Genomic DNA, 23397 nt, shown 5'->3' with positions numbered 1-23397 from the left:
AGAAAACGGTGTCGAAAATAGGACGCCATGCCAGGAAAGCCAAGGCTAATTTTCTGACAGGTCTTGGGCGAGGCTGTTATGGATGCCAGAAAACGGTCGTTTATTGGCAGGTCTGATTACTAAGGAAAGTGCTATGCAACTAGGTTTAGATTTCGTTAATGACGAGCTTTGGAAAAGTTTGCGCACGGGTCAGAAAAAAGGTGTTGAGTCTGCTTTTAATTATCTTGCTGGCGCCAAGACGCAACATTCTTGTCTGATCAGCCTTCCGACTGGCGCCGGGAAAACAGGTGTGATCGCAACAGTTGCACATTTCAGTTCAAAGAAAAATATATTAATTCTGTGCCATCGCTCCGCTGTTAAGGATCAAATACTCAAACAACTCTCAGGCGATTTTTTTAAAGAGCGCATCCCTCTAGAACGTATTCCTTTAAAGTCTGTATGGTCAGGGATAACTAAAGTTGCAGACGCTGGGATATATGTCACGACCTTCCAAAAGCTTTCGTCTACTGATGCGGTTACGTTGAAAGCTTTTACTGAGGCTATCGATTTAATAATTATCGATGAGGGGCATTCAGAGCCGTCTCCAGTATGGAGTAAAATATCGAGATCAATTAATGCGCATAAGATAATTATCACCGCAACCCCTTATCGAAATGATCTTTTTAAGTTTGATGTGTCGCCAGATTGTAGTTTTATTTACACGTTCAAACAGGCGCTAGAGCACAACGTATTGTGCAGTCCGAGTTTTGAGAGTTTACCTGAAGAAAATCTGGTTGAGCGAGTCAAAGTTTTAATTGATAATCAGCCTGGCACAAAGTGTATAATTAAATGTAGGAATCATTATGAAATAAATAGGTATGAAGAGATTTTCTCGCGGAGCTATAAAACGATAGCTATACATCAACAGTTTGCTGGTGATGGTCGAGAGAATTTCAAGTCGGTGGTTCCGAAAGCACTTAAAACTTCAGATTATCAAGTTATCATACATCAAAGAAAGCTCGATGAGGGTGTTGATATACCGAGCGCTAAAGTTTTGGTGATTACATATCCTGTAAGTAGTGGTAGAGAGCTTGTTCAAACTGTAGGGAGAATCGTTCGGAAGAGTGGGGAGGATCTAGCTCACGTTTTGGATCTAAGCAATGGTTCAAATGCTCGGTTGTGGAATAATTTTATAAAGTTTGATGAGTATTTGAGCAGTCCAGGCGCGGTCACATCTTTTCTTAAGTCCCTTGATACCTCTGCGCTTCTGAAGTCGTATCTCGATTCGTTTCCGGAGATAAGCTACTTTGATTCGGGGTATAAGAAGAAATTCAATATTGCTGAGTTTGATCCAGAGCATAGTCTGAAGCTGCCACTGGCTTCGCTGTGTTTTATCAACAAGGAAGCTAACTTTTCGCTCCCTGTGCTCGTAGACTCTCTATATTGGAAGCTTGTGAATAACGGAGAACTGGTCACGATTCAACGTTCGGTCGGCTTTTCAGTCATAACCAGTATTAGCTTCAATAATTCAAAATTTCTGAGTGACTCACTTTTTTTTGAACCCGCCTTGCAAGTTATAATCTTGCGAGAAGCTGGTGATCTTTTGGTTGTGTATGATAGTAGGGGTATAAACTACGCGTTTGAATCGGAGCTTGGTCTTGGGTCCACCATTTCTCTGGATCAAATTTTGGCATTGGCTGCTAGAACTAAGAGCTTAAAAACCAAAAGCACAACAAGTTTCGCAATAGGTGACGCAAAACATCGTCCCGAAGGGATTTCATGGAGGGGTAAGAACCTTGAAGCGGTAAACTCATCTCAAGCCAACGCATCCTATGCAATTTCAACGCTGCTTGTGGATAACTTAACACCTGAAGGGACATCGGAGACGAGTTACTATCTTGGCGTCGGATCAGGTCGGGTGTCAGACCAGAAAAAAAGGAACATGAATTTAGCTCAGCTTTCTCATTGGATCGATGATATTCATAAAGTTATAGAGAATTCAGATAGGAATACTAGCCCTCTTTTGAATTCCTTTGCAAAGCCTGTTAATGAAAGTCCAAGTGGTTCACCTACTGTATTGTTACTTGACTTAAGCACCTTTGAAACCCCCCTTGATTTTACCGATGGTCATCATAGATATACATTCAATAATGACATTTATTATGTTCAGTATAATCAGGATGATAACGTTTTTTTACTAGCTAGCAGCGATAATTATACTTCGGCAATACTTTCCTATAGTTTGAAAACTAAGATCCCTCGGCTGAATACATTAAAAGATTTAACTCTAACCAATGCGGAGGCTAGGGGTGGAAATAAAAGCTATCAATACGGCCAGTCAGCTAACGAAATTTTAAGCGATAGCATTGTAAAGGTTTTGTATCAAGACTCTATTAGTTATTATTCTGGGAGCTACTATAAGATGAGGCTTCCGACAGAGCTAGGTGTGGATATCGCGGAATCAAATATTGGCAAATCTCTGCACTCTATAAAAGAATTGCAATGTAAGGGTTTAAAAGAAAAAGGGGACTCATCGTCGCTTACGGAAAATCTTTTCCCTCAAAACTCCGTATTTTCCATTATAGATAAGATTAAAGACATTCCAAACCCAGATAAAAAAATTGCAGACCTCGGTCCTTTCTTTTCCCACGTAGCGGATCTCGACTTCCTATTGTGCACGGATTTAGGGACTGAACCGGCTGACTTTATCGCAAGCACTCCGTCGAAGTTGATATACGTCCACGTGAAGTGCGCAGATGTCGGAGCCCCTCACTCCTCTGCGGGCGCTCTTGCGATGGTTGGGACACAAGCAATTAAAAATCTAGAAGCATTAACTTCGCCGAATGCAGACCTTTTCTTTGCGAACTGGAATATGTTGAAGTCTCCTTGGCGAACTGACAATGCTCACCCGGATCACGTTAAAAGACTTCGACTGATAGAGAAGATGTCTCCTGAAGAATATATGCTGAAACGTGGTGTCGATTACGATGCGCTGATTGATCATGCATGGAACACTATATCCAATCGTCGTAAATCTTTTGCAGTAGAGAAAGAGATTTGGATTGTGGTTGGTAACGCTTTTTCGAAAAAAGATTTTTACCACCAGATCCGTCTTGGGCAGCAGTGTGCCGCAGAGACACTACAAGCTTTTCAGCTTATAGACTCATGGCTAAATACACTGTCAACAAACGAGGTTTCCTTGAGGCTTTTTGTTTCTGAGTAATTATATTCTCGTTTGAGTGCGGACTAGGGAGGAGATGAGTAATTTTTGTCTCCTCTCTAGTATATTTAGACATTTGTCTCGCACAATTATTTTTTCGATCAGAGAGGTTGAGTCTTTCGCCTTAGAGCATCGCTTATCGCATCCAGTCCGTCCGAAATGATGAGCGGTTTTATAAGTGGTAGTTCATAATTTAATAACTCTATGTAAGTCAGTAGTCGTTCTGCCTCGGCATCCTTCCTATATCGGCCAGTGGTTTCTGTTGCACCTCTGCTATGGCCTGCCAATTGAGCAATGATGTCGGATGGCACCCCTTGCTCATTTAATGCAGTGATAAAATTGTGCCTGAAAGAGTGGAAGGTGCGTTTTCCATCAAGCGGTATATGTAATTGTTTTCCAAGAAAGCGTTCATTAAACCAGCTGCCTGCTGGTTTGCCATAACCTTTAATTGCGTCCCGCTTGAGTTCTGGAAACAGGCGCTTATGGCCGGCATCAGATAGCGATTTTATATAAGCTGGAAATCCCAGCTTGATCAGGTGAGAGTGTAGAGGGGTGATTCTTTTAGAGTTTACAGTTTTTAATGTTTTATCTGTTTTGTTGCTTTTTATACTATCCTGTCCGTCGATGTCTGTTTTGTCAGGGGTGTCGAGATTAAAGTCCAGGTAATATATGCCGGACTCTGATTGTTTTATGTCGCCGATATACAGTTGGCAGAGCTCATTTATTCTGCCTCCGGTGTAAAGTCCGAGAAGGGGAAGCCAGTAGAAATGAGGGCGGAACTGATATAATCTTCCGTGTTTGTTTCTTTCGCCTGTTCCTGTTGAAAACCAAGAAGCGGAAAAAAATCTTGTCCAGATATGGTTTTTCAAATAAGAAGCGGTCATCTTGGTTTCGGGTGGTTTTTTTCGATTTTTCAATCGCTCTTTTTGCCGGATTCAAAGTGAGAATCATATTGTCAACCGCCCATGAGAACATACTGGACAGTGAGTCCATGTAGCGCTCAACACTCGCAGATGAAAGGCGACTCTCTCCATGTTCTTCGGCCATAGCGAGTAGTTTATTTGCGTCTTGTGTTTTATGGCGACGAGCTGCGCTATACCTATTTTCAGGCATTTTCCGAAGTTTTGCCTCGTAGTCCCAAATCAGTTGTCGGTTTAGAGCTCCCAATGGAGGATCGTTCATGAGGTCTACAAATGCACCACATTGGGTAGCCATTCTCTTCTGCTGATCGGGCTTCCACTTGATTTGTTTCCTCGACAGGAACTGATCCATTAAAGACGAAGCGAGTTCTTTGGCACGATCCGATCTACAGCATTCATAAGGTAGTGATGGTGGAGCCGAGGTGGCGGAAATGACTGCCGTTGGGGCTGAGGTGGAGGCTAGTGACGCCGCTTTGTCCGCTAAGACTTTTATCCAAGGAGCCCTGATTCTTTCGGCCTGAATCTTTGTGATAAAAACCGAGCTGGTAGTAAACCGTATACCGGGTAGGTCACAGAAGGCTGCTGTCCGAGTATTTAGCTTGAAGCGAAACGCAGTTTCGTCGGAGTAACCACATTCAATTATATTTGCAATCGTATGGCTGCGATGGAAAGGTCTGAGGTGTCCAGTGAAGGTTTGCTGTATGCCCAACTCAAATGCACTGTCCAAGACAAAGCCGCCGGTATCTTCTTGCCGGTCCACTATTGTGTAATCGTCAACCCAATATATTGGATGGGCATTCAGCCTGCACACGATGAGAATTTTGTGGTTGAGGATCTCTCCAAGCACCAGCGCGGGCTCAACCTCAAAGGTATCGCAAAAATCTTGGATGCTGATTAGTCCGGGTCCTGCTAGCAGAGGGCTTCCCTCAATCACTTTCGTCTCATTCACTTTTTTCAGCTCACTTATGCATGAATGCCACCGCGCAATTAGGTGCGATGCTACAGCTTTTGCTGAGCTGAGATCAGTGGTTCGAGTAGACGTGTGAATTTCTCTTTGACCCAATTGAACGCGATAGCGAGCCGGGACGGTGATGCGAAGGACGTAGATTCCGCTCGAACGGCGGTAGAGGTTGTTGCGCTGCGTCACGTTGTAGGAGCCCTTTGTAGGAGGACTACGTGACTATCTCGCTTTCTACCCACTAGATTTCTAGGAAATCAGTGAGTTAGAAGAGAAGTGGAGCGGGTAGAGGGAATCGAACCCTCAACTAAAGCTTGGGAAGCTTTCGTTTTGCCACTAAACTATACCCGCTCAAAGCGGCTGACTTTGTACCAGATGTTCACCCGGATTTGAAGTTTTTCTTCGAAAAAATCGCACGTTGCGCTCGCACCGCTTGCCGATAGGCGGTGCCACTGCAGGAGCGCGCTCCTACAGTGGGTCGCATTTCAGACCGCAAAGGCATGTTGCGTCTGACCTGGCTGACAGCGTAACCGACTCACCGGCCGCTGCCCTTTCAAAAAGCCCACCACCGCCTCCCGGCTGTCCCGGCACGCCGCTTTATGCTCCATATCCAGGAAATGCCCCGTCGCCTGAACCGTGCTGAAGCTGCTGTTTTTCACATGCTGGCCGAACAGCCTGGCATCGCCTGCGCTGGTGTACTCGTCCCATTCGCCGTTCACGAACAGCACCGGAATGTCGATCTGCCTGGCTGCCTTGAGGTAGCACAACCGGTCGCTGTAAAGCACTTGGCTGATGTGGAAATGCATCTGCCCGTACTCATGCTCGGCCAGGCTGCTCACGTGCTTGTGGTTGAAGCGCTTGAACAGCGACGGCAGGTGCTTGCCGAGGGTGCTGTTGACCAGGTGGCCGACGCGGTCGCGCTCCAGATTGCCGAGGTAGTCGACGCCGCGCTCCAGATAATCACGCATCGGTGCGTTGATCACCGGGGAGAACGAGCTGATCACGGCCTTTTCGACGCGTTGCGGGCGTTGAGCGAGGGCGAACAGCGTGGCGGCGCCGCCCCAGGAGAAGGAGAGCACGTGTTCGGCGGCAAAGCGGTCGATGAGTTCCAGCAGGATCTGGCCTTCGACTTCCTTGGTCAGCATCCGCTCGTGGCGGTTGTGTATTTTGGAACGGCCGGCATAAGGCTGGTCGTACAACACCACATTGAATTGCGGGTACAGGCTTTTCACGGTCTGGGCGAAAGAGGCCGTGGTGGCCATCGAGCCATTGACCAGGATGATGGTCTTGTCAGCGGCATCGGCGCGATAGAACTCCGTGTAAACCCGGTATTGACCCTGTATATCCAACACAGCGATTTCTGGCCTCATGTCGTAAGACTCCTGGCAAGCGGGTAGGGCGCGCAAATGACTTTGCACGAGCTTTATGACAGGTAGGCATACGCCTGGAAGCCGAGCGCCCATGTCGGTCCGATTGCGGCTGGCCGACAGCGGTTGTCAGGGCGGGATGTTTGCCGGGACGGCCCGTAATCAAGCGCGGGCGCGGCAAGGTGTTTCTTGGAGGTTATAGGTGACCCGCCAGTCATCATCCGACGGGTGATCTTGATTCAAGCACAGCCTGGGGATGTCGCCAGCGGCGCAGCTGGTTTTTTGCCATCAGCGGCTGAGCGGTCGTCAGACGAGACGGATTTCCTCGTCAGTCAGCGCCCGATACTCGCCCGGCGCAAGCGCTGCATCCAGGTGCAGCGGGCCCATGCGCTCGCGATGCAGGGCTGTCACTTTGTTATCAAAATGGCCGAACATGCGTTTCACCTGGTGATAGCGGCCTTCGATGATGCTCAAGCGCGCCGTCCTCGGTCCCAGTAACTCCAGCTCGGCGGGTTGGGTGATGAGGTCTTCGAAGGCGAAGTACAGGCCCGCCCTGAAGACCGCCGCATAGTCAGGGCCGATGTCCTGCTCGGTTTCCACCCGATACACCTTGGGCAACTTGGTTGCCGGTTGCGTCAGGCGTCGCGACCACTGGCCGTCATTGGTGATCACCATCAGCCCGGTGGTGTTGTAGTCCAGGCGCCCGGCGATATGCAGTGCGTCCTTGTGCGGTTCATCGAGCAGATCGAGCACGGTACGGTGTTGCGCATCGGACGTAGCGCTGACGCACCCTTGCGGCTTGTGCAGCATGAAATAACGGGCAGGTTTGCCCGGCTGCAGCACTTCACCGTCCACGCGCACGCTGCTGAACGTGCGCACCTCATGAAGCGGGTCGCATACCGTTGCACCGTCCACCGTTACCCGGCGTTCGGCCAACAGCCGCCGCACGTGCTTGCGATTGAACCGTGGCAGGTTACTGAGGAAGCGATCAAGGCGCATCGCGGTGACGCAACTGTTGGTCTACCTGGGCGCAACGCGGGCACAGGCAGGCCTTGTCGCGCAGTTCGTCGGGCAGCGCCTGGAGCACCGCCGGGTCGATGGTGACGCTGTAGCACCAGCAGGCCTGGCCGGCCGTGCGCGGGTCGGCCAGGCTGCAGTCGTTACGGGCACCGCAGGCGGGGCAAAGGGTTGGGGTGTTCATTGGACGGTCATGCCGGGCCTTGAAAGTCCCCGCACAATACAGCGTCGCTCAATCCCGCTCCAGCACCACTAACCTTTGGCCGGCGCTGATGCCACTGCCCGGCTGCACGGCAACGTCACGTACCACACCGGCAAACGGTGCCAACACCGGGATCTCCATCTTCATGGATTCCAGCACTACCAGCACATCGCCGGCTGCAACGTGCTCTCCGGCCGATACCCGGACTTGCCAGAGCCCGCCCGCAATGTGGCTGTCGACGCTGTACTGATTGGCGTGTAACGGTTTGTCTTGCGCCAATGGCGCTGCCAGGGCCTCGCTCTCCAAATGCGCCAGGCCGCCGGCAAGCCAGCGCTCGCGTTCGGCATCGAAAGCCCTTTTTTGCCGTTGGCGAAAGACATCGATTGCCGCGGCTTCCTGCGCCAGAAATTGCTGATACGTGATCAGGTCCAACTGGCTGTCTTCAATGGTCGGTTCAAAGCGCCCGAGCGGGAAGTCGCGGCGTATCTGCAGCAGTTCTTCGGCGCTCACCGGATAAAAACGGATCTGGTCGAAAAAACGCAGTAACCACGGCTTGCCCCTGAATGCCGCGACGTCGCGATAGCGATTCCACATCTGCAGGGTTCGCCCCACAAACTGATAGCCGCCCGGACCTTCCATGCCATAGACACACAAGTAAGCGCCGCCGATGCCCACCGAGTTTTCAGCAGTCCAGGTGCGCGCCGGGTTGTATTTGGTGGTCACCAGCCTATGCCTGGGGTCCAGGGGGGTCGCGACCGGCGCGCCGAGATAGACGTCGCCCAGGCCCATTACCAGGTAGCTGGCGTTAAACACGGTGTGGCGAACTTCATCCAGGCTGACCAGATCGTTGATGCGGCGAATGAACTCGAGATTGCTCGGGCACCACGGCGCGTCCTGGCGCACCGTGGTCATGTATTTGTCGATGGCCAGCTGGCAAGCCGGGTCGTCCCAGGATAACGGCAGGTGGACGATGCGAGAGGGAACTTGCAGGTTTTGCCTGGCGCACACGCAGGCCCAATCCGCGATGATCAGCGGTAGCAGATCGGCCAACGGCAATTGTTCCGGTTGATAGTGGATTTGCACGGAGCGGATGCCTGGGGTCAGGTCAATGACACCCTGCAATGCTCGAGCTTCAAAGGCTTGCATCAAGGCGTGGGCGCGAAAACGTAGCACCAGGTCAAGTTCGGGAGCGCCGATTTCCAGAAGCAGGTGAGTGTCGCCGGCCAGACGGACGACGAGGCGCACGTCAGCTTCGCCGATGTCCAGCACCACAGGTGATGCCATTCTCACTGGGACCGTGTTGCGGCTGCACTCGCGCGCTTCAACGAGGGCAGGCCAGCCCTCACAGCGGTCCCACTTCAAGGCGAGAGCGCGAGCAGTCTCGAGGTCGACCGCCTCGAACCTGAGCTTGTCTCCCGCCTTGAGCTGTCCCAGTTGCCACAGGTCCGCCTCGATCACCGTCACCGGGCATACAAACCCACCGAGGCTTGGCCCATCCGGGCCAAGGATCACTGGCATGTCTCCGGTAAAATCCACGGTGCCGACGGCATAGGGATTGTCGTGGATATTGGAGGGGTGCAGGCCCGCTTCACCGCCGTCCGTTCGCGCCCATACAGGCTTGGGCCCGATCAATCGCACACCGGTACGACTGGAATTGAAATGCACTTCCCATTGTGCGGCGAAGAACATGTCGATGTATTGCTGCGTGAAGTATTCCGGCGCGCCGTGTGGGCCGTAGATCACACGCAGCGTGCGCACAGCGGGCAGCGGCTCGGCACTCTGTGTCTGCCCCGCACTGCGATCCTCCAGCGGCCGTACATGCAACACGTCACCGGCACGCAGCGCCCGCCCGCCATGACCGCCAAACAGACCGAGGGTGAAGGTGCTTTTGCTGCCCAGATAATCCGGTACCTGCAACCCACCGCGCAGACACAGGTAACTGCGCGCACCTGCACCGGTGATCGTACCCAGGCTCAGGACCGAGCCTGCCTCGATCAATAGCGCGGTATTCATCGGCACTGTCTGCTCGTTGAGCAGCAGCGCAATGTCTGCGCCTGTCACCGCCACCACCGTCGCGCAATTGAAGCGCAGCAGCGGGCCGCTCATGGTGATTTCCAGCGCGGCGGCGCCCTCGCTGTTGCCCAGCAGACGATTGCCCAAGCGTAACGCGCGGCTGTCCATGGGCCCCGATGGCGGCACCCCTACGGCCCAGTAACCCAGGCGGCCGGGGTAGTCCTGCACGCTGGTTTGCGTGCCGGGGCTGATGACCTCGAACGTATGGGCGGTGTAGATCAGGCTGTCGAGGCAACGGGTCCACGGCCGGCCACTGGCGAAGGGCGCCGTGAGTAAAATCTGGCGCAGGTAATCGCGGTTGGTTTCCACACCGTAGAGCCGGCTGTCGCTTAACGCCTGGTGCAACGCCAGGCGCGCCTGTTCGCGGGTAGGTGCCCAGGTAATAAGCTTGGCGATCAGGGGGTCGAAGTAGGGCGGGATTTCGCAGCCGGCTTGTACCCAGGTGTCGATACGCAGGCCTTCGGCGGCCGGAAACTCCACGCAGGTCAACAGCCCCGGGCTCGGCTGGAAATTGCGCCCAGGGTCTTCTGCATACACACGTGCCTGAATCGCATGGCCGCTGGGGCTGAGTGCCAATTCGCTCAACGGCGGCATGTCACCTGCTGCCAGCAACACCATCCAACGTACCAGGTCGACGCCCCACACTTGTTCGGTCACGCCATGCTCTACCTGCAAGCGTGTGTTCACTTCCAGGAAGTAGAAGCGTCCATCCTCACTGTCGAAGATGAACTCCACGGTGCCGGCGCTGCGGTAATTCACGGCTTTGCCCAGGGTGATGGCCGCCGAGCACAGGGCCTCGTTCATGCCCGTGGGCAGGTTGGGTGCAGGGGTTTCTTCAAGGACTTTCTGGTGACGTCTTTGCACCGAGCAGTCACGTACGCCCAGAGCGATCACTTGGCCTGTCCCGTCGCCAAATATCTGTACTTCCAGGTGACGCGCGTGCTGGATGTATTTCTCGATAAACACACCGGTGTCGCCGAAATTGTTTTGGCCCAGGCGTTTGACGATTTCGAAGCCGTCGCCCAGCTCCTGCGGGTTGCGGCAGATCCGCATGCCAATGCCGCCGCCACCGGCGGTACTTTTGAGCATGACCGGGTATCCCACGCTGTCGGCGGCCAACAGTGCGTCGTAGAGACTGTCGAGCAGTTCACTGCCTTCGAGCAATGGAATCCGCTGTTGCCTGGCCAGCGCACGAGCGGTGTGCTTCAGGCCAAATAGTCGCAGTTGTTCAGGCGTTGGGCCGATAAAGACCATGCCTGCATCTTCACAGGCCTGTGCAAACGCGGCGTTTTCCGACAGAAAGCCGTAGCCGGGATGAATCGCGCCGGCGCCACAGGCCTTGGCGGTAGCGAGCAGTTTTTCCGCCGCCAGGTAGGTGGTGGCCGCGGTCCCTTCACCGAGGCTGTAGGCCTCGTCGGCTTGCTGGATATGCAAGCTCGCCGCATCGGCTTCGGCATAGACGGCGATACCCTTGACCTGCAATTCACGCAAGGTGCGCAGAATACGGCAGGCAATGGCGCCACGATTGGCGATCAACAGTTTTTTGAACATGACAATACCCCACAGGCTGACAGCTGATCAGCCTTGTCCTGGGCTGCGGGTCGTCCCGCATAATTAGGTGCGCCGAGGTCGTCCACGGCGCGAGGTCGTTATTTGAGGCACTGCCTGCTGCGAGCTTGGCACAGGGCAAACAACCATGTGCGCAGGCGCTTGAGTTTCAATCCCATACCAGCACCTGCGCAGGGGTTGGCCGGTAGGCGTTGCAGGGATTGTTAAGCTGTGGGCAATTGGAGATCAGCACGATCACGTCCATTTCCGCGCGCAGGTCGACATATTTGCCGGGTGCGGAAATACCGTCTTCGAAGGTCAGCCCGCCGTCGGTCGTCACCGGCACGTTCATGAAGAAGTTGATGTTCGCACCGATGTCGCGTTTGCCCAGGCGACCGTCATTGACGCAGGCGCGCAGGTAGTTGTCTCGGCAACTGTGCATGTAGCGTTTGTCCAGGGCGTAGCGCACGGTATTGCTCTCTTGGGCGCATGCGCCGCCCAGTGTGTCGTGGCGTCCGCAGGTGTCGTGCACAAGGGTCAGCATCGGCTGTCCAAGGTTGGAATACAGCACGCTGCCGACGCTGAGGTAAACGCGGTTCTGGCGCCGCAGGGTGCGTTGCACGTCGTAGCGTTCCCTGGGGTTTTGTGCGTTGTAGAACAGCGTGTCGACAGCCTGGTTGCCCTCCAGGTCGAGGATGCGCAGGGTCTGGCCGGCCTTGATCTGCATCAGCCACGGCTCGCCGGCGGGGATAGTGGCGCGGTACACGGCTGCATCCGCTTGTTTCAGTGCATCAGACATGGCAGTTCCTCAAGCGAACAGGCGCTCGGTGTTGATGAAACCGCGCTCGTTTTCCGGGCGCGAAGTGCGGCAGTGCTCGGCGACGCTGGGGGCGGCGTTCATCCAGCTCAGCTTCAGCGGTCGCGGGGCGTAAGCGGGGTTGGGATCCATCGGATGTTGCAGCGCGGTCAGCACCACCAGCGTATCCATCGGTGCGTAGAGTTCGATGTAGTCGCCAGCTTTTGAATTGTCCGGCACAAAGTGCAAACCGCCGTCTTCGTCCACGTTGACTCTGCTGAAGAGGTTGAGGGTCATCAACAGATCGGACAGCCCCAGTCCCCACTTGCCCAGCTCGACCAGCAGGTTGTCGGTGCCGTTGCGGTAGAAGCCATTACGCAGTTCCTGATAACGGCCCTGTCCGTATTTCTCGGCGACCTCCGATGCGCACAGCACGCCGCCGATGCTGTCGCTCCAGCCGCAGGTGTCTGCGGTGATCGCGGCAAGCACACGGCCCATGTCCGAGTACAGACAATGGCCTGCGGTGAGCTTGGCAGTGTGCTGGCATTTGAGGCTGTCAGGCAGGTTCAGGCGTTCGGTTTTTTCATTGGCGTTGAGCAACGTCAGGCTGACGTTGGCACTGCCGTGCAGGTCAGTGAGGCGCAGCAATTGGCCGCGCTTGAGCACAAAGGATCGGTGGCCGCCGCCGGGCAGCAGTTCTTCGGCAAATGGCCGCAACGGTTGGATGGAATCGTTCATGTGCACATCACTCCTGGTTGCGCGATGAATGCCTTGCGGCGCTCGCTGTTCAAAGGGATATCGAAGGTAATACGGGCACCATGGGCGCCAGGACGCAGTGGATCGACGTGCACCTTGTCGAATACCAGTAAGCGCGTACCAAGGCTGAAGCCTTCGTTCAAATCGTGGGTGACCATGAATACGGTCAGTCGGGTCTCGTACCACAGCTCCAGCAGCAGCGAGTGCATGTCTTTGCGAATGCCAGGGTCGAGGGCGCCGAAGGGTTCGTCCAACAGCAACACACGCGGCTTCATGATCAGCGCCTGGGCGATGGCCAGGCGTTGTTGCATGCCGCCGGAGAGCTGCGCCGGATATTTGCGCAGGGCGTGGTCGAGGCCGACTTTGTGCAGCAGTTCGGCGGCCTGTTCGCGCGCCTTCTGCCTGGCTTTGCCAAACAACCTCCCGAGCACGCGCGAGCGCGGCAGCTCCAGGCCCAGGGCGACGTTATCCAGCACGGTCAAGTGCGGGAACACTGAGTAGCGCTGGAAGACCACGCCGCGGCTGGCATCCGGCTCGGCGGCCAGGGGCTGGCCTGCCAACAGGATCTGGCCCTTGCAGGCGGTTTCCTGTCCCAACAAAAGGCGCAGGAATGTGGATTTACCGCATCCGGACGGACCGACCAGTGCGCAGAATTCGCCTTCGGCCACGTGCAGGTTGAAGTTTTCAAGTACGACTTGGGTGCCGTAGCGCTGCCATACATTGTTGACGCTGATAAAACTCATGCCCGCGCTCCTTCGTACCAGGGAAAAGCGCGTCGGGCCAGGGCCAGCAAGCACCAGTCCATCAACCAGGCCAACAGGGTGACCCATGCGACGTAGGGCACAATCACGTCCATCGCCAGGTAGCGACGTACCAGGAAGATTCGGTACCCCAGGCCGTCGGTGGAGGCTATGGCTTCGGCGGCAATCAGGAACAACCAGGCCGAGCCCAATATCAAGCGCAGTGAAATCAGCAGGCGAGGCAGCAACTGCGGCAACACCACGCGTAACATCAGTGTCCATGTGGACGCGCCCAGGGCTTGCGCCTTGACCAGAAGCTCGACCGGGATCTCGCGCGCACGCTGCTCCAGGTCGCGGGCCAGGGCTGGCGTAATGCCGATAATGATCAGCACGACCTTCGACAGTTCCCCCAGGCCGAATACGATAAACAGGATCGGCAGGATCGCCAGGGGCGGCACCATCGACAGCACGGTCAGCAGCGGCGACAACGAGGCACTGACCAGCGGCAATGTGCCGCAAAACATCCCCAGGCAAAGACTTACCAACGCGCTGATACCCAAGGCAATACCCAAGCGGCGCAGGCTCGATGCGCTGTCTTGCCACAATATGTATTTACCGGTGCGACTATCCTCGCTGAACGCCAAGCGTGCGACGGCCTCAGCCATTTGCCCGGCGCTGGGCAGCAGTTTGTCGTTGGGATTGTCCGCGAGGCGCTCCGCCGAGCCTGCGAAGTAGGCGAACAGCAACAGAGCGAACGGCAGCAGCATCAACAGCACACGGCTGGAGCGATTCGGGCGACGGTTTATCAAACGCATGGCCAGTTCTCCTACAGCGTGCCGTCAGCAGCCATTTGTACGTAAGTGGGATCGAAACGCAGCTTGAGGTTGGCAGTGTTGCCGCTGGTCGTTCCATTGGCGAAGCTCATGCCTACGGCGCCGCTGTCCCGGGCGCCCTCGCCCAGCAGACCGTGTGTAAAGGAGAATTCAGCGACCTTGTGCATGGTTGCCGGCAATTGCGCGCTGGTGACGAAGGCCAGGGCGTCCTGTGGCGTGGCGAACAGCTTGGTGGTGTCCAGTTGCGCTTGATAGCCTGTTAGATCGGTGCCGGACGTCTTGGCCATATGTTCAAGCGCTTGAGCACTGGCGGCGCTTTTGGCGTTCATCAGCGCGACCACCTCGAACCAGGCGCCGGTGAGGGCTTTGCCCAAGCCAGGGTTGTCCTGCAGGACCTGAGTGTTGACCACCATCATGTCCATGAACTCACCGGGCACCTTGCTTGTGTCGAACACTTCGGTTACTCCGGGCCTGGCCTTGATTTGCGACAGCATCGGATTCCAGGTGACGACGGCCTGCACCTGATCGGTGTCGAAGGCTGCGGCAATGTCGGCGTCAGAGGTGTTGACGACGCTCAGGTCTTTCTCTGTCAGACCGGCCGCTTGCAAGGCGCGAGCCAGCAGATAGTGGGACGCCGAGAGTTCCACCAGGTTGACTTTCATGCCCTTGAGGTCGGCCAGGGTCTTGCCGGCGCCCTTGATCACCACGCCATCGTTGCCGTTTGAAAAGTCGCTGACCACCAACGCTGTGCTGTCTACGCCGCCGGCAGCGGGGATGGTCAGCGCGTCCATGTTAGTCATGGTGCAGCCGTCAAACTGACCTGCGGTGTACTGATTGATGGATTCCACATAGTCGTTGAGCTGCACCATGTCGATGGTGATGCCGTACTTCCTTGCCCATTTGTCGAGAATGCCCTGGCTGCCGGCGTACTCCCAGGGGATCCAACCGGCGTAGATGGTCCAGCAGACGCTGAAGTGGTTTTTTACGGCGGCATGGGCTTGGATGCTCATCATGGCAGTCAATAGCGCGGCGAGCAGAGCGTTCAAACAGGTCGAGTTCATGGGCGGTTCCGCTGAGTCAAGGGCGAGCAGGCGCAACGCGGCACCGCGAACGGTGGCTGATCTCCCGGGCTTTTATCCCGCCGTGTAACCTCGACTGGAGGTCGCCCACTCTCGGACCAGTCACTCGCTGTTGACGAGCCGGAACCCTAGTCGGCCATTGCTGGTTGTGGTGCCGCGAATCTGTGCCTCATCCTTCAGGAAACAGGCGGGAACGAACCGCACTAAAATCGTATTTAACTGTCAGATATTTCGTTATTCGATGATAAATCGGATCACGCCCCCCAGCGTCGCTGGAGGTGCTCTTCCGCGGTCCAGGAGGCCGCCATGTATCGACGACTGCTGCTCACTGCATTACTCGGCCTGACCCTGTCAGCGTGCGTGCCCTATTACGATGGAGGTACCACTTACTATCGCTCCGAGGTCTACACCGCACCGGCACCCGCCTACTATTACGGCGGTCCTCGTTACTACGGGCCCAGCTATTACACACCCGCGCCACGCTACTATTCGGCTCCCCGCTATTACTCGGCTCCCCGCTATTACTCGGCGCCGCGTTATTACCAACCCGCGCCACGTTACTATCCAAGGTCTGCCTATCGGCCGTATCCAAACCAGGGATGGGGAGACAATCGGTGGGGCAACGGCGGGCACGGGCGTGGTGGCGATCATGGCGGTGGACGCGGAGGTCACCGCTGACAAAAAGGTTTTGAAAAAAGCGGCGCATGATGCGCCGTTTTTTTTTGCCCGCCGTTTGTCGGTACTGTCAGAATTAACAGCTAGCTTTGAGGCCGGAGATATATTTCACTGCGGGAGAAGCAGTGTGGTTATCGAAGGGGGCATCCATGCTCAAACACTTGATGTACATGCTTTTACTGGTTGTCTGTATGGCTGGCCAGGTGCAAGGCAGCCAGTTCTGTCCAGACAAGTCGGAGATCCAGACGGGCACAGGTTATTTCCTGTACCAGGCCGGCGGCATGCTGTGGCAAGGTCCGAAGGTTGAACCCGGCGAGTTCATACACGCCTTTTCAGGCGCGGTGTTTGCGCCGGAAAAGGGTGATGATCGAAGGAACGGGCTGGTGGAAAAGTGTGTGTACACCAATCAGCGCGACGAGCTTGTCGTATTGCGCCCGTGCCTGTCAGGCGTGGTCAGCGGCATGTCGTTGGTGGACAGCTTGCATTGGGAGCGCGATAACGCCTCGTTCGACCAACTGGTTTATCTGTGCAAGGAAAATCAACCGGGTAACTGTGCTTTTAACGTTAAGGAGAATCGGCGATAAGCTGTCAATAATCAGACAGGTCTGCCAGAGGATTCCTACCTTCCCATGCCTTGTTGAAGTGCGCCTGCACCACCGCCTCGGGAATGGTATTGATATCCGGCCAATGCCAGCGGGGCGCCTGATCCTTATCGATCAGCCTTGCGCGTACACCTTCGGCAAATTCCGGGTGGCGGCAACAATTGAGGCTCAGCGTGTATTCCATCTGGAACACCTGGGCCAACGACAAATGACGGGCGCGTCGGATCTGCTCCCACACCAGGTGCGCCGTCAGCGGGCAGCCCTCACTGAGGGTCTTGCCGGCGCGGGCCAGGAGTGGGTCGGCGTGATCCTTGAGCAGGCTCAACGCGCGCCACGCACTGGCCACGTCACCCACATCCAGCCATTCGTCGATCTGCCCCCGGCGCGGCATCCATTGCGCCTCGGGTAGCTGGTGGACGGCGTCCTGGGCCAAGGCCTTGAGCAAGCTGTTGAGCTGCATCGCGGTCTGTTCTTGCCAGTTCAATTGGAGCAGGCCGTCAAGCAATTCGTCTTGCTGGTCATCGCGCAGAAAACGGTCGGCCAGGCCCAGGTCCAGGGCATCCCGGCCATTGATATGGGCACCGGTAAGGCCCAGGAACACGCCGAGCGTTCCGGGCAGGCGCGACAGAAACCAGCTGGCGCCTACGTCCGGGTACAAGCCGATGCTGATTTCCGGCATGGCCAAACGGCTGCTGGGCGTCACGATACGCACGGACGCACTCTGCAACAGGCCCATCCCGCCGCCCAGCACATAACCGTGACCCCAGCAGATCAGCGGTTTCGGGTAGGTATGCAGGCGATAGTCGAGGCGGTACTCGGCGGCAAAAAATTGCGCGGCCAAGGTGGGCACAACGCCAGGTTGTTCACGGCAGGCCATCGCCAGGCTGCGCACTTCGCCACCTGCGCAAAAGGCCTTGGGGCCGTTGCCGCGCAGCAATACGCAGACGATATTCGGGTCCTTGGCCCAGGCATCCAGGCGTTCGCCCAAGGCCAGGATCATCGGCAGGGAGAGGGCGTTGAGCGATTGTTGCGCATCCAGGCTGGCGATGCCGATGCGGGCACCGTGGTTGCCGGTGAGTTCTTCGAAGTGCAGGTTCATCGTGACCTCAATCCAGAAGGTGAAGGATCAGTATGATCGCTCCGTGGGAAACTGGAGGTGGTGTATCAGACCAATTGACAAGCGGGGTCGGCTTTCCTAGGGTTCGCCCATTGTTTTTCACTCGATGACCTCATCATGACCGACGGCGACCGCATCAAACTCGAACCCAGCTGGAAACACGCGCTGCGCGAGGAGTTCGACAAGCCCTACATGGGCGACCTGCGCGAGTTTCTGCGCCAGGAACACGCCGCAGGCAAAGAGATTTATCCGCCGGGCCCACTGATCTTCAATGCACTCAATTCCACGCCGCTGGACAAGGTCAAGGTGGTGATCCTCGGCCAGGACCCCTACCACGGCCCCGGCCAGGCTCACGGCCTGTGTTTTTCGGTACAACCGGGCGTGCCGGCGCCGCCCTCGCTGGTCAATATCTATAAAGAACTCAAGCGTGACCTGAATATCGATATCCCCAACCACGGCTACCTGCAAAGCTGGGCCGACCAGGGCGTGCTGATGCTCAACACCACCCTGACCGTGGAGCGCGCCAATGCCAACGCCCATGCCGGCAAGGGCTGGCAGTTTTTTACCGATCGGGTTATCGAGGTGGTCAGCGAGCAGCAGCCGCATTTGGTGTTTCTGTTGTGGGGCGCCCATGCCCAGAGCAAGCAGAAGCTGATCGATGCCACCAAGCACCTGATGCTGACCTCGGTGCACCCGTCGCCGTTGTCGGCGTATCGCGGGTTCCTCGGGTGCGGGCATTTCAGTCGCACCAACAAATTCCTTGAGCAGAATGGCGAGACGCCGATCAACTGGATGTTGCCGCCCATCTGAAGATGATCGGGCGGTGGCACATCGCCCTTTGCTTGACCTTCCCCCTGGTGTGTCCGTGCATCGGTCACGCCGGGCACCTGTTATATCTGACAGTATCCGCCGCACTTTTTTGCGCATTCAATAAGTAGCCAGACCTGAGCGTGCCGACCGTCTCGGTCGATTACCGATTGATTGTTCAAGGAGGAGTGGATATGTCTGATTCGAACTCACCCGCACGACACCAGCGCGCTCTGCGGCCGCGATCTCCAGGGGTAGATGACCCGACGATACTGGAACTGGACGCTCCCAACCCTTCCCAGACATTGCCTTTGGAATGGGACGAAGCGGCCAGGACGTTACCGGTCCAGCTCCATGATCAGGACCTGGAGGTCACGATCGCAAAGGTCTGGCCATTCAATCTCCATGAGCGGGAAATGGTGACAACGGTGGAATATCGTTGGGACGATGATACGGTGCACACCTTTTATATTCACGGCCCATACGACCCTGACACGGTATTTCCGTTGGTGCAGCGTCTACCCATGTCGATTCTGTCCAGCGGCGGTATCAGTCGCCTGACATACAGGGTCAGCGCGTCTTTGATCGGCACGACCGACTCGTTTCCGACCTTGGTCAATGTCGATAAAACGCCGCCCAATGGTGGCAACCCTGGCCCGCAGTTGCAGATTGATGACGAGGCTCGCGATGAGCTTACCGATGACTATCTGGTCAGGCACGGTGGTTTACCTGTCGAGCTGGTGCGTTGGTTCGATATGCGCATCGGGGATATATGCCACTTCTTCTACGCAGCTCTGCCGAATCAGGGCTTGGCAGGCACGCTTTTGATTACCAGAGAACACTACCAGGGCGCGCCCATCCGTTACCTCATTCCTGAGGCGCACGTGCGTGCCAGTGGCCGAGGTGAAAGGTTCGCTTCCTGCCGGCTTGAAGACCGGGCTGGGAACGTCGGGCAGTTTTCCGACGAGACCAAGCTCAACGCCTCCCCGGTTGTTCTGCCGGATTTGCCACGCCCCTTTATCGAGTCGGCTGAACTGGACGGGTTAGTCACTCTGGACGATGTCAGGCAGGGGTTGGCGGTCGCCATCACGCGCATAGGCGAGGCAGAGCCGGGGGACGAAATTCATCCCTTCTGGAATACGCATGCCCTCGAAATCAAGCCGATTGGAGAAGTGCAGACGTGGCCGATTCCCGTGAGCGTGCCGTGGTCTATTGTTGCGGCAGGCGGCTTCTCGACGCGCTACCCATTGCGTGTGCGCTACGTGTATCAGCGAGGCACAGCCTCCAGGAATTCACCGGACAGCTTCTATGAAATCGATTTAAGGGTCGCCGGCCCTGACCCGAGCGGGCCTGATCCGATCAATCGCAAGTTGGCCCTTGCGATTGTAAAAGGCGTGACGGGCGACAATACACTGACCTCCGCTGACAGCCCGGGGCCCGTGCCCGTGGAGGTGCGTTTATTTGTAGACCCTGAAGTTGGCGAACACCTGGAGCTGTGCTGGAACAGCGATGACCGTATCGTCGATACCTACTCCGTACAGCCGGGCGATAGGGCCGGGGATTTGATCACCTTATGGGTTTCGTGGGCGGTGGCATCATCCATTGCCTTGGCCGAGGTCTATTACTGGACAGACAATGGCATAAACCGACAGCGCAGTCCTTCCGCTTCGGTGCGGGTGCGTCTTGATACGCTGACCGGTTTGCAGAGCCCGTTATTATTAAATGACAGCACCGAGAATTTTATCGCGTGTGGGACCAACCCGGCACCTCATGAGGGCGTATGGATCGGCATACCCTGGCATGCGTTCCATTTCGAGCCTGGCGACATCGTGCATTTATACTGGGCAAGTTACCCGACGAATGACGGCAGTGGTGAACCGTTCCGAGGCACTGACGTATATTTTGAGCATGAACTGACCACGGATGATTACAACAACCGCAAGGCGACAATCCGCATTCTGCCTTTCGACTTGATTACCGCACCGGGATTGGTACCGGGATTTGGCTCGGCGGTGGTGCGGTACCGGTTGTTCAAGAGAACGGGGGACACCGGGTTGTCTTCCAGAAAACTCATCTATATCAACTTGAAAATACCTGGCGGTGGAACGTGCCTGGGGCCGCATGACGGCAATTTATAAATAATGGAGTTTCATTAACAGGGGCGAAAGCCCCTTTTTTTATGCGAGGTGAAAGAGACCTTCACAGGATGAAGGATGAGCCGGTTGCCGAGGGTTTAGATTAAATAGCATTAATGGTGCTGGTTTTCTTCATCAGCTGGCTATTAAACGCTGCGCAATTAATGCGTTTTAATTGGAAGCATATTTTTTATAAGTATGCAGCTGTCAAGTTTGACAGGCTGTGCAGTGTGGGAGAAGGGGGTTTAATCAAACGGCCAATCGTCTCGTGCGGCTGGCGATCAATGCACACCGTCTCTTACTCAAAGGAGTATGTAGCAATGGCTAAGTCGAACCCAAGCAACAATCCATTAACGGAGCCTGTACCTCATGGGCTTGCGCCTCACGCACCGCGAGCGGTGACCAGCGTTACAATCACCAATGCCCTGCCGCCCGTACCGGGTATGCCGCCTAATCTGATGGAAACTGTCGTCGCGCAAACGATAGGGGTTAATTTTAGTATTCCAATGTGGACGGATGTATTACCTATTCCTGGCGGTGTGCCGGATATATTACGGATTTATCTTAATGGTGTGCCCTACGGAAATCCCATTCGGTTTGAAAAACCATTGGCGGACTTGACGTGGCCCTATGTATCAAACATCAAGGCCGACAATATATCCAATCACGGGGAGTATGGCATTCATTACGAGATTTTATTGGCGTCAGAGGAGAATGAAATCTCCGACACCACGCTGGTGAACGTCGATACGGTTGGCCCTGCCGGCGGTCTTTTATTGGACGCTATCACCTTAGTGGCGGGTGCGGTGGACGGGAAGGTCACGCAGAGCTCTCTGGCAGCCAATGGTGATAAGCTGACCTGCCGTGCTCCGGGGCGTTTGATTGCGCGTGCGCTCGATACACTTCATATCTATAAGAATTATACTGATGCGGAACCGATAAAAGTAATAACAGACTTGCCGTTGGACTCATCGCCCATCGAGTTCTCGCTGACCAAAGATCAACTTGTCGATGACGGTACACGGGTGGACCGTATGGCGTACCGTTATTTTGACTACTCCAAAAACTCAACCATTTATCCGCCAAAGCTGAGAGAGATTGAGTATATATTGACACCGCAACCGGAGAATTTGAGCGATCCGGCGGTACCGGCGGCGCCGTTGGATCTTCGGGACGCGCAGTTGAAATTGGCAGAAGTGCATCTTTTCGGCTATGACAATTTCAGACCCGGCCAGATCGTGCAAATCGAGCTCGATAGTGCGCTTGGTACTCAGGTATTCCCGCATACATTGCTCATCGAGCCTACCCCCACTGACCCCGCAAAAATCGAAATTCCCTGGCTCACTCTCGTCGCGATCTATGGAATCACCGGGCCGGGCACTGCCAGCCTTCGTTACCGCGTGGTAGCGGAGGGGACCGCTTCAGCCTGGTCCAACACGATCTCGGTGGATGCGGACTTCAGCTCCGCTGCCGGGGACACTGACGGTCCGGGCCCGATCAGGGATTACCTGCCGTTGGTCACCGTGAGGTCCAGCGAGGGGCTTGTCAATGAAATCGGCCCAGGTGATACCGGCGATGCGACGGCTGAATTTGCTGTGTATACGAGCGCGGTCCCGGGACACCTGCTGCAGTTCTACTGGGGCGGGATACCGATTTACTCCACCCCTCGTGCCGTGACTCAGGCGGACATAGACTCAGGAACATTCACCGTCATTATTACTGCCGCCGTCATCGCAGCAGGCGGAAACGAACTGGACAAGAAGGTGTGGTACAGCCTGACGAATGGGGTGAACACCAACATGGACACCTCCCTGTCTACGTTGGTTGATGTGCTTGCCAGTGAGCTGCAGGATTTGAAGGCACCGGGTTTCCCCAAGTCTGTCAATGCAGGCGGCGGGATTCGCTCGATCACTTGCAAGCAGTTTGTCGAGCTTGGTATCGATGCGAGCATCGTGGACCCGGACAACTTGAAAAAGGGTGACACGATCAGGCGCTTCTGGACCCTTTACGGAGAAGGGTTGACGTCCACCAACAAGCTTGTCGAAGCGGAAATACTGCCCCCGATTGTCGTCGCAAATGATCATAGCCTGCCCGGCGGTGGGGAGTTTTTCCTCGTGGACTTCGCTGCCTATGTGCAGCCGGCGATTTTGGGCCGTGTTGAATTCTATTACACAGTGCTCAAGGCCGATGGAGTGACACAGGGTAAGTCACCGACAACCCTGCTTTATGTGAGCCGTAAGAATGCCGATGAAAGCATTTGCGGCGTCCCGCCCGCTACTCCTTAAGCGCATCAATGTACGAACCGTCATTGGCAGTACTGACGGTTCGTATCATTCGCTCGTTGTAAATACCTATCCGCTCTAAACTCGCTACCTACGCACATTTAGGATTAGTCCTACGGTTACAGGGACTTTGACTACATGAACCTATCCGCCTGATACGTACCCTTGCCGCTTCTGAAAGCCAGAGTCGATGGTCCTTAAATCGCTTGGCTTGTTCAGTCACCGACTAGAGGTACTTACCATGGCTACTGAAACAACATTTTGTCTTTCGCGCTTATCGCTGGCTATCAA

The 23397-nt window shown here is 55.5% G+C and carries 17 protein-coding genes, 1 tRNA gene, 1 pseudogene and 1 riboswitch; of the genes and pseudogenes, 6 read left to right on the top strand and 13 right to left on the bottom strand.

All coding sequences use genetic code 11. From position 1 onward, the window contains the following. Positions 1-82: 82 nt before the first annotated feature. Positions 83-3202: a DEAD/DEAH box helicase gene (locus CIB54_RS06950; protein WP_101219230.1), complete on the top strand. Its 3120-nt coding sequence runs from the start codon at positions 83-85 to the stop codon at positions 3200-3202. 98 nt (positions 3203-3300) lie between these two features. On the opposite strand, the gene CIB54_RS06945 is transcribed toward CIB54_RS06950, so the two are convergent. The 12 genes and pseudogenes from CIB54_RS06945 to CIB54_RS06890 all read right to left on the bottom strand — a co-directional run bounded on the left by CIB54_RS06945 (position 3301) and on the right by CIB54_RS06890 (position 15470). Beyond that, the gene (locus tag CIB54_RS06945; protein WP_101219227.1) at positions 3301-4083 is read right to left on the bottom strand and encodes a site-specific integrase; all 783 of its coding nucleotides are present in this window, start codon (positions 4081-4083) and stop codon (positions 3301-3303) included. 1051 nt (positions 4084-5134) lie between these two features. Next, positions 5135-5266: pseudogene (locus CIB54_RS27940) on the bottom strand (DUF6538 domain-containing protein); the annotation flags it as partial. Positions 5267-5354: 88 nt separating this feature from the next. Then, positions 5355-5428: transfer RNA gene (locus CIB54_RS06935), tRNA-Gly, on the bottom strand. 134 nt (positions 5429-5562) lie between these two features. Next, complete coding sequence (locus tag CIB54_RS06930; protein ID WP_065949284.1) at positions 5563-6447, bottom strand: alpha/beta fold hydrolase; 885 nt, start codon at positions 6445-6447, stop codon at positions 5563-5565. A 303-nt stretch (positions 6448-6750) separates the two neighbouring features. Continuing rightward, complete coding sequence (locus tag CIB54_RS06925) at positions 6751-7443, bottom strand: pseudouridine synthase (RefSeq protein ID WP_101219225.1); 693 nt, start codon at positions 7441-7443, stop codon at positions 6751-6753. Further along, on the bottom strand, positions 7433-7645 hold the full coding sequence (locus CIB54_RS06920; protein WP_065949282.1) for a cysteine-rich CWC family protein: 213 nt from the start codon (positions 7643-7645) through the stop codon (positions 7433-7435). The genes CIB54_RS06925 and CIB54_RS06920 overlap by 11 nt, the downstream gene beginning before the upstream one ends. A gap of 48 nt (positions 7646-7693) precedes the next feature. Beyond that, complete coding sequence (gene uca / locus CIB54_RS06915) at positions 7694-11287, bottom strand: urea carboxylase (RefSeq protein WP_101219222.1); 3594 nt, start codon at positions 11285-11287, stop codon at positions 7694-7696. A gap of 166 nt (positions 11288-11453) precedes the next feature. Beyond that, a complete protein-coding gene (locus CIB54_RS06910; RefSeq protein ID WP_101219220.1) occupies positions 11454-12083 on the bottom strand; it encodes an urea amidolyase associated protein UAAP2 in 630 nt (209 codons plus the stop codon). Between the two features lie 9 nt (positions 12084-12092). Beyond that, positions 12093-12818 (bottom strand): urea amidolyase associated protein UAAP1, encoded by a 726-nt coding sequence (locus CIB54_RS06905; RefSeq protein ID WP_065949279.1) that lies wholly within the window; start codon positions 12816-12818, stop codon positions 12093-12095. After that, positions 12815-13579: an ABC transporter ATP-binding protein gene (locus CIB54_RS06900; protein ID WP_101219218.1), complete on the bottom strand. Its 765-nt coding sequence runs from the start codon at positions 13577-13579 to the stop codon at positions 12815-12817. Before CIB54_RS06900 ends, CIB54_RS06905 begins: the two co-directional genes overlap by 4 nt. Then, on the bottom strand, positions 13576-14391 hold the full coding sequence (locus tag CIB54_RS06895; RefSeq protein WP_065949277.1) for an ABC transporter permease: 816 nt from the start codon (positions 14389-14391) through the stop codon (positions 13576-13578). The genes CIB54_RS06900 and CIB54_RS06895 overlap by 4 nt, the downstream gene beginning before the upstream one ends. Positions 14392-14402: 11 nt before the next feature. Further along, entirely contained in the window at positions 14403-15470 is a 1068-nt protein-coding gene (locus CIB54_RS06890) for a putative urea ABC transporter substrate-binding protein (RefSeq protein ID WP_101219216.1), read from the bottom strand. Positions 15471-15529: 59 nt separating this feature from the next. Next, positions 15530-15631: riboswitch (guanidine-I (ykkC/yxkD leader) on the bottom strand. A gap of 163 nt (positions 15632-15794) precedes the next feature. On the opposite strand from CIB54_RS06890, the gene CIB54_RS27595 reads away from it, so the two are divergent. Together CIB54_RS27595 and CIB54_RS06875 are read left to right on the top strand one after the other, a co-directional pair. Beyond that, entirely contained in the window at positions 15795-16166 is a 372-nt protein-coding gene (locus tag CIB54_RS27595) for a hypothetical protein (RefSeq protein WP_101219212.1), read from the top strand. Positions 16167-16312: 146 nt separating this feature from the next. After that, a complete protein-coding gene (locus CIB54_RS06875) occupies positions 16313-16747 on the top strand; it encodes a DUF3757 domain-containing protein (protein ID WP_065949275.1) in 435 nt (144 codons plus the stop codon). A gap of 4 nt (positions 16748-16751) precedes the next feature. Here the strand turns inward: CIB54_RS06875 and CIB54_RS06870 are convergent, their stop codons facing one another. Further along, positions 16752-17864, bottom strand: a complete 1113-nt coding sequence (locus CIB54_RS06870; protein ID WP_065949274.1) for an enoyl-CoA hydratase/isomerase family protein — start codon at positions 17862-17864, stop codon at positions 16752-16754. 135 nt (positions 17865-17999) lie between these two features. Between CIB54_RS06870 and ung the strand changes: the two genes are divergently transcribed. From ung to CIB54_RS06855, 3 genes are all read left to right on the top strand, one after another. Continuing rightward, complete coding sequence (ung, locus tag CIB54_RS06865) at positions 18000-18692, top strand: uracil-DNA glycosylase (RefSeq protein WP_101219210.1); 693 nt, start codon at positions 18000-18002, stop codon at positions 18690-18692. 191 nt (positions 18693-18883) lie between these two features. Next, the gene (locus CIB54_RS06860; RefSeq protein WP_101219208.1) at positions 18884-20827 is read left to right on the top strand and encodes a hypothetical protein; all 1944 of its coding nucleotides are present in this window, start codon (positions 18884-18886) and stop codon (positions 20825-20827) included. A 317-nt stretch (positions 20828-21144) separates the two neighbouring features. Then, on the top strand, positions 21145-23109 hold the full coding sequence (locus CIB54_RS06855; protein WP_157829692.1) for a hypothetical protein: 1965 nt from the start codon (positions 21145-21147) through the stop codon (positions 23107-23109). Positions 23110-23397 lie beyond the last annotated feature (288 nt).

The organism is Pseudomonas fluorescens (genome assembly GCF_002837185.1).
Classification (GTDB): Bacteria; Pseudomonadota; Gammaproteobacteria; order Pseudomonadales; family Pseudomonadaceae; genus Aquipseudomonas; species Aquipseudomonas fluorescens_AM.
Note: the sequence above shows the minus strand (reverse complement) of the source record. Positions and strands in the feature narration are given on the sequence as shown.